The 504-nt window shown below is 43.5% G+C and carries 1 protein-coding gene; it reads left to right on the forward strand.

From position 1 onward, the window contains the following. Positions 1–504 (forward strand): outer membrane beta-barrel protein (locus tag IEY73_RS34985; protein ID WP_229716467.1); only part of this gene is annotated, 504 nt, incomplete at both ends.

Raw genomic sequence — 504 nt, forward strand, 5'->3', positions numbered from 1 at the left:
ATTTTAATCGTAAGGAATCTGTTTTGATAGCTCAATCTTTAGATATTTCTAAAAAAGGTTCGGTAATTTTAGGTGCTCTTTTGAGTTCGTTATGGCTGACAAACCCCTTAAATGCCCATGAAAAGAATGGCGCGTTTGTGGGGATTAGCTTGGAAGTGGGTAGGGCTGATCAAAAGACAAACGCTTATAAAAACGGCGAGTTGTTTCAAGTGCCTTTTGGAGATGTTTCGGCTAATGATGATGGCAAAGTTCCTGACGGGCAGACCTGTGGCTGTCAGCCAGCTTCAGGGACGCCAGGAACGCCAGGCTATACTAAAGCTAACTGCGTGGTTAATTGGACTTCTCGCACCATGCTTAGCACCAATAAAAACATTCCTGGCCGTAACCAGCCGATGTATGGGCTAGGCGTGATGACAGGCTATAAGCATTTTATCGGTAAAAAAAGGTGGTTTGGGTTGCGCTATTATGGCTTTTTTGATTATGGGCATACCAATTTCTCTAACT

This window comes from Mangrovihabitans endophyticus (assembly GCF_014646155.1).
In the GTDB taxonomy this organism is placed as follows: Bacteria; Actinomycetota; Actinomycetes; order Mycobacteriales; family Micromonosporaceae; genus Actinoplanes; species Actinoplanes endophyticus.